Origin of the sequence: Candidatus Thiosymbion oneisti (genome assembly GCF_004359955.1) — a bacterium.
GTDB lineage: Bacteria > Pseudomonadota > Gammaproteobacteria > Chromatiales > Chromatiaceae > Thiosymbion > Thiosymbion oneisti.
Genome location: NZ_SMSC01000179.1, coordinates 1 through 320 on the forward strand (window position 1 = coordinate 1; position 320 = coordinate 320).

Consider the following 320-nt stretch of genomic DNA (forward strand, 5'->3'; position numbering starts at 1 on the left):
ACCGCCGATCGCGTCGTCCACTACCGAGAATTCCTCATCCCCCTCGCCGACACGGACCTGAGCACCCAGGGCGCCCGCTGCATGGACTGCGGCATCCCCTACTGCCACCAAGGCTGTCCGGTGGACAACCTGATCCCCGACTGGAACGACTTGGTGTACCGGAGCGATTGGCAGGCGGCCATCGAGGTGCTGCACACCACCAACAACTTCCCGGAGTTCACCGGCCGCATCTGCCCCGCCCCCTGCGAAGCCGCCTGCACCCTCAACCTGCACGACACCCCGGTCACCATCAAAACCATCGAATGCGCCATCATCGACAA

At 64.4% G+C, this 320-nt stretch carries 1 pseudogene; it reads left to right on the forward strand.

Annotated features, from left to right (window positions below):
• Nucleotides 1-320: pseudogene (gene gltD, locus E1958_RS19900) on the forward strand (glutamate synthase); the annotation flags it as partial.